6 protein-coding genes are annotated in these 6,272 nt (G+C 48.6%); all 6 read left to right on the forward strand.

All coding sequences use genetic code 11. The annotated features are described in order from the left end of the window. The first annotated feature begins 102 nt into the window (after positions 1–102). Positions 103–1,164, forward strand: a complete 1,062-nt coding sequence (locus VIM72_RS06060) for a tellurite resistance/C4-dicarboxylate transporter family protein (RefSeq protein ID WP_332001970.1) — start codon at positions 103–105, stop codon at positions 1,162–1,164. Positions 1,165–1,203: 39 nt separating this feature from the next. Then, a complete protein-coding gene (locus tag VIM72_RS06065; protein ID WP_332001971.1) occupies positions 1,204–2,268 on the forward strand; it encodes a hypothetical protein in 1,065 nt (354 codons plus the stop codon). A gap of 35 nt (positions 2,269–2,303) precedes the next feature. Continuing rightward, on the forward strand, positions 2,304–4,517 hold the full coding sequence (locus tag VIM72_RS06070) for a molybdopterin oxidoreductase family protein (RefSeq protein WP_332001972.1): 2,214 nt from the start codon (positions 2,304–2,306) through the stop codon (positions 4,515–4,517). A 24-nt stretch (positions 4,518–4,541) separates the two neighbouring features. Beyond that, on the forward strand, positions 4,542–5,111 hold the full coding sequence (locus VIM72_RS06075; protein ID WP_332001973.1) for a 4Fe-4S dicluster domain-containing protein: 570 nt from the start codon (positions 4,542–4,544) through the stop codon (positions 5,109–5,111). Between the two features lie 10 nt (positions 5,112–5,121). Next, a complete protein-coding gene (locus tag VIM72_RS06080; protein WP_332001974.1) occupies positions 5,122–5,631 on the forward strand; it encodes a Rieske (2Fe-2S) protein in 510 nt (169 codons plus the stop codon). A 66-nt stretch (positions 5,632–5,697) separates the two neighbouring features. Then, a complete protein-coding gene (locus VIM72_RS06085; protein ID WP_332001975.1) occupies positions 5,698–5,949 on the forward strand; it encodes a DUF6755 family protein in 252 nt (83 codons plus the stop codon). Positions 5,950–6,272: the final 323 nt, after the last annotated feature.

Consider the following 6,272-nt stretch of genomic DNA (forward strand, 5'->3'; position numbering starts at 1 on the left):
AATCAGTTGAATCCCTTTAATCCTGAGTCAGACAATCTCCGCACAAAATTCGCATGTTTCCCTTATTTTTACAGGAGCTACTTATTCACCAAAACCCTGATCATGCCTCAAGCAACCCTCGCACATCCTGGTCAGCCTGTTAATGCCACGTCGCTGGAAACTTTTTTCCCTGGTTACTTCGCCCTTGTAATGGCTACCGGAATTGTATCTATCGGCTTATTCCTTTGGGGATACAGCTGGCCGGCGGGTATGTTTCTCTGGCTCAATATGGCGTTTTACGCACTGTTATGGATCATCCTGTTCCTGCGCATCATTAAGTACCCGGTGGTAGTGTGGAACGACCTGCATCATTCTGCCCGGGGCGTTACTTTTCTTACCCTGGTGGCGGGCAACAATGTACTGGGCAGCCAGGTGGCTATCATCACCGGCCGTATGGATATTGCGCTGGTATTATGGATAACAGGATGTATCCTTTGGGCATTATTGCTGTATACTTTTTTCCTGGTAAATATCCTGAAAGAACCCAAACCCACGCTGGAACAAAGCATTAACGGGGCCTGGCTGCTGATTGTGGTGGCTACCGAATCGGTGGCGGTACTGGGCGCCATTATTGCCAACAGCAGCGCTTTTCACTGGCTCATTGCTTTTATTTCCCTGTGCGCCTATATGATAGGAGGGATGTTCTATTTTGTGCTGATAGGGCTGATCCTTTACCGCTGGCTGTTTTTCAGCATGAAGGCGGAAACGCTCACGCCGCCGTACTGGATCAATATGGGAGCAGTGGCTATCATTACGCTGGCCGGTTCCCGGCTGGTCATGTATGCGCATCAGCATGAGGCGCTGAGCCCCTGGTCCGATTTCGTACAGGCGTTTACGATGTTCTTCTGGGCCTTTGCCAGCTGGTGGCTGCCCCTGTTATTCCTGATGTTTGCTTACCGTCATTTTATTGCCAGGGTGCCGCTGAAGTATGATCCGCAGTACTGGTCCATGGTATTTCCCCTGGGTATGTACGGCGTATGTACGTTCACGTATGCGAGCGTTACAGGTTTCACATTTCTTAAACCTGTTTCGGCTTTATTTGTTATTTTAGCTTTAGGTACCTGGGTGATTGTTTTTATAGGATTGTTCATTGATCTCTTTTCATCAGGAAAAGAAAAAAAGTAACATCGTTACTGTATTCCGGATAACCATAAATAGGTGTCAATGCATGCTTCTCTCAACAAAAAAGCCTTACTGGTTGCAATCATTGTTACACTCGCCTGCGTAGTGATCTCTTTCTACGGGTCCAGGAAGCTCCAGAATTTTGACCCGGCACTGATTGCTTATTTATTCGGAACCCTGTTTGCCTTGTTTGGCGGCATCTACCGTTATTGTGTGTGGCTGCAACGACCGCCCACCTGGATGTATTTCAGACGTACCTGGCAGTTTATTTTCAAAGGCAGTTTTTTTGTGCATATATGGTTGCTGCTGCAGGATTCAGTAAAGAACCTCCTGTTCCAGCGCTTTATTTATCCAAGAGGAAAGAAAAGATGGCTGGCGCATTTTATGCTGGCCTCAGGTTGCCTGGCCGCTTTTGCCATTACCATCCCGCTAACCCTGGGCTGGATCAATTTCACGCTGGACCCCGGCACCGCACTGGATCCCGGCGCAGTGAAACTGTATAACGCCAATTTTTTCGGGTTTAAGATAATGTCTTTTAAACTGGGCTCTGTATTGGCCTTTCTCATTTTTCATGCACTTACCTGGTGCTCCTGGGCAGTAATTGCCGGAGCGGTTATTTTTTTCGTGAGAAGATTAACCAATGCGGGTCTTATTGCTTCACAAACTTTTGAAGGAGACCTGCTGCCACTCATTCTGCTCATCATTATTTCAGTAACAGGGCTTGGGCTTAATTTCAGCTACGCTTTCATGAAAGGTATGGCGTATGATTTTATGTCTGTAACACATGCCATCTCGGTGATACTATTCCTGGTATGGATTCCCTTCGGGAAATTTTTTCATATTATCCAGCGCCCGGCGCAAATAGGCGCGCATATCTATAAACGGGAAGGCAGAAAAAGAGGAATGGCTGTATGCCCCCACACGGGAAAAGAATTTACTACCCAGCTGCATGTAAATGATCTTAAAATAGTGACCAAACAGGTGGGCTTCGACTTCACACTGGAAGACGGCAGTTCCCACCTCGATTACAGCCCCGAAGGCAAACGCTCCCTGCTGGCCAAAGCGCACCTCAAAGCCAGGCAGGAAGGCGGGTCATTTTTTGGATAACCATTTCGTAATACCGGTACTCAATTACTATCTGTATGGCAAAATTACCCGTATCACCAGAAAAGATTATTGATGATTTTGGTCCGCACCTGAACTTCACGCCCACGGAGGGCTATCCCGGCAGGGATGAGCCGGATGCCACCGTGAAAACGCATTGCTGCTTTTGTGGTATGCAGTGCGGTATCCAGTTGCTCGTGAAAAATAACAAGGTGGTAGGATTTGAACCGTGGATGGAGTTCCCTTTCAATGAAGGACGGCTTTGTCCCAAAGGAGTACAGCGCTACCTGCAGGACAATCACCCTGATCGCCTGCTGGAGCCCCTGGAAAGAGTGGAAGGCAAAGGGTTTAAGCCGGTATCCTGGGATACAGCGCTGGATCGCGTAACAGCAGAGATCCAACGGATACAGCAAACCTATGGTAAAGACGCTTTCTCTATTTTATCAGGCGTTTCCCTCACCAATGAAAAAAGTTACCTCATGGGCAAGTTTGCCCGTGTAGCCGTTAAAACAAGTAACCTCGATTATAACGGCCGCCTGTGTATGGTAAGCGCTGGCGCCGGTAATAAAAAGGCATTCGGGTTAGACCGCACTTCCAATAACTACACCGACCTTGCGCATGCGGAAGTGATCATTGTAGCAGGGGCCAATGTAAGTGAAACCTTTCCTACACTTACTTACTGGATCTGGCGCGCAAGGGATAACGGCGCCAAACTGATAGTGGTGGATCCCCGCGTGATCCCCCTGGCGCGTACCGCCGATATCCATCTGCCTATAAAACCAGGTACTGATGCTGCGCTGTATGGGGCCATGCTTAAATACCTGGTGGATCATGATATGCTGGACCATGATTTTATCAATAACCATACTACCGGTTTTGAGGAAACCATTGCGGCGGTAAAAGATTATACCCTGGAATGGGCGGAGCAGGTAACCGGTATTGAGAAAGAAAAAATAGAACAGGCCGCCGCCCTGTGGGGCAAAGCCAGCACCAGCTTCCTGCTGCATGCACGGGGCATAGAGCATCATTCAAAAGGCGTGGAGAATGTGCTGGGTTGTATTAACCTGGTACTGGCCACCGGCCGCATTGGCCGCCCTTACTGCGGTTACGGCACCATCACCGGGCAGGGTAACGGACAGGGAGGCAGGGAGCACGGGCACAAATGTGACCAGCTGCCGGGTAACCGCGATATTACCAATCCTGAACACCGGAAATATATTGCAGGCGTATGGGGCATTCCTGAATCAGAACTGCCGGGAAAAGGGCTTACGGCTTATGAACTGGTAGAAGCCATTCACCGTGGTGAAGTAAAAGGGTTATTATCCATCTGTTTTAACCCGCTGGTATCACTGCCCAATAATAATTATGTCAGGGAAGCGTTGGAGAAACTGGAGTTCTATGTGGCGATCGATTTCTTCCTGAATGAAACGGCGCGGCATGCGGATATTATCCTGGCCGGCTCCCTTCATGAAGAAGAGGAGGGGACCGTTACCACCGCAGAAGGCCGCGTAGTTCGTATACGCGCCGCTGTTAGTCCGCCGGGGAACGCCCGCACAGATACCTCCATTATCCTGGAGCTGGCTGCAAGGCTCGGGGCGGCTGATAAATTTACCTATAAGGATTCCGAAGCCATCTTTAATGAACTGCGTATCGCTTCAAAAGGAGGAACAGCCGATTACTACGGCATCACCTATAAAAAAATAGAAGATAACATGGGTGTTTTCTGGCCCTGTCCTTCCGAAGATCACCCGGGCACCCCGCGTTTATGGGAAGATAAAAAGTTTGCCACGCCGGATGGCAAGGCGCATTTCAATCCTGTTCACTACCGCGATCCGGGAGAAGTAACTGATGAGGAATATCCCGTGGTACTCACCACCGGCAGGGTGGTATCGCAATACCTTAGCGGCTCGCAAACCAGGCGTATCGGGAAGCTGGTAGGACTGATACCCGAACCGTTGCTGGAAATTCATCCGGAACTGGCTATGAAGTACGGGATCAGGCAAAGGGAAATGGTAAAGGTGAGCACCCGCCGCGGTACAGGAGAATTTCCTGCAAATATTGTGGAAACCATCCGTAAAGACACGGTGTTTATTCCTTATCACTGGCCAGGCCGGAAATCGGCCAACCAGCTTACTATAGGCACGCTGGATCCTGTATCAAAGATCCCGGAGTTTAAAGTATGCGCCTGTAAGCTGGAACCGCTGGGAATTATTTCCAGACCTGGTGAAACAACGGCATTCGACAGTATCTGATGATCATTAAACCACCTTCGCAACATGGAAGTTACTGCCTACAAAACAGACATGGAATTTTTTGTTGACATGCAACGATGCATTGGTTGTAAAGCCTGTGAAATGGCCTGTGCGGAATGTGAAACCAATGGCCAGGAAAGCATGATACATGTAAACTATGTGGAGCGCGCGGTTACCATTCAAACCACCGTACAGGTATGCATGCACTGCGATGACCCGGTATGCGCCAAAGTATGCCCGGCCGATGCTATCAGCAAAGATGATTTCGGGGTAGTGCACAGCGCCAATACCGCCCGCTGTATCGGTTGTTCCAACTGCGTGATGGCCTGTCCTTTTGGAGTGCCCATCAAAGAAGAGAAGTACGATATGATGATGAAGTGCAACATGTGTTACGACCGTACCAGTGCCGGAAAGAAACCCATGTGCGCAACGGTTTGCCCCAGCCAGGCGCTGTTTTACGGCACCCGCGAAGAAATAAGCCGTATGCGCCCTAACAGTACGCCTGTTAATACCTTTGTTTTCGGGCAACAGGTAGTCACTACAAAGGTGAATATCATGATGCCCAAAGGAAGTACACAATTAAAAGTTCATTAAACAGAAAGATATGCCTGATCAAACTGCAAAAGAACCTCACTGGAAACAGGATTTCCCGGTGGAAAGAACAGCGGCTACTGCTGTAAGCCGCAGGGACTTTGCACGGTTTTTATGCCTGGTGTCCGGTGGCCTGGCCGTTGGCAGCGCCTATGTAGCGGTAAAAGCTAATTTCTTTCCGCCGGAAGAGGTAAAGGGAGAACATTTTGTTTGCAAAGCAGACAGTGTGCCGGTAGGAGGTACCCGTTCTTTCATTATTGCGGGAAGTAGTATTCCTTACATTCTTATCCGGCTGGAGAATGGGCATTGGAGGGCCTATGAACAGAAATGTACACACCTGTCGTGCGCCGTATATTACAAACCTGGCAGCGGCCAGGTTGTATGCCCCTGCCACGAAGGCTTCTTCGACGCCATGACCGGCGAAGTGGTGGCCGGTCCGCCACCCCGTCCGTTACCAGCCCTGGAGGTACTGCTGAAAGGCGACGACATATATGTAAAGGCAACCGGTAGCCAAAGCAGCTAACATACCATCTTACGCAAATCAAAACAACAAACAACCCGGATAATCATCTACCTAAAATCACTATATATGAGCAATTTTAAAGAAGCTCAGAACAAAGCCCATCCCAACAAATCCAACACGCTGATGTCGGCGCTGATCGTGATCCTCATTTTAAATATCGGCATCCAGATCTGGTTGTTATATACCGGTCTTAATAACGCGCTTGGCGATAACCGGGATATTGCATTGCCTGCATTTATCGCCTCTTTCATATTATTCCTGATCGGCTTTTTCTGGTTGTATTTTCTTCCCATGGGAGATAGAAAAAAAGGCAAGTAAAAAAACACCGCAAAAAATCACAACAAAAAATCAGAAAAAAATAAATCAGCGTAATCAATGTAATCCCTTTAATCCTGAGTCAGACAATCTCCGCTTCCACCTTTTTTTATTTTTCTTAAAAAGTGCTCCTTTTTTACTAGCTTGTATCCTGCCAAAATCAGTTACTACACCATGAGCACATTAACAACAATGCCAGTGGACCCCGGGACCGCGCCTGTAGCGGCAACCCGCGATAATGAAAAAAAAGGCCGTCTCTATTCCCTGGATGCCCTCAGAGGATTTGATATGTTCTGGATCATGGGAGGAGGCTCCATTTTCCAGGC

This window comes from Chitinophaga sp., assembly GCF_036569185.1.
GTDB lineage: Bacteria > Bacteroidota > Bacteroidia > Chitinophagales > Chitinophagaceae > Chitinophaga.

Coding starts and splice junctions, on each gene's coding strand:
- VIM72_RS06060 (WP_332001970.1), top strand. CDS start 103: ATGCCTCAAGCAACCCTCGCACATCCTGGTCAGCCTGTTAATGCCACG.
- VIM72_RS06080 (WP_332001974.1), top strand. CDS start 5,122: ATGCCTGATCAAACTGCAAAAGAACCTCACTGGAAACAGGATTTCCCG.
- VIM72_RS06075 (WP_332001973.1), top strand. CDS start 4,542: ATGGAAGTTACTGCCTACAAAACAGACATGGAATTTTTTGTTGACATG.
- VIM72_RS06065 (WP_332001971.1), top strand. CDS start 1,204: ATGCATGCTTCTCTCAACAAAAAAGCCTTACTGGTTGCAATCATTGTT.
- VIM72_RS06070 (WP_332001972.1), top strand. CDS start 2,304: ATGGCAAAATTACCCGTATCACCAGAAAAGATTATTGATGATTTTGGT.
- VIM72_RS06085 (WP_332001975.1), top strand. CDS start 5,698: ATGAGCAATTTTAAAGAAGCTCAGAACAAAGCCCATCCCAACAAATCC.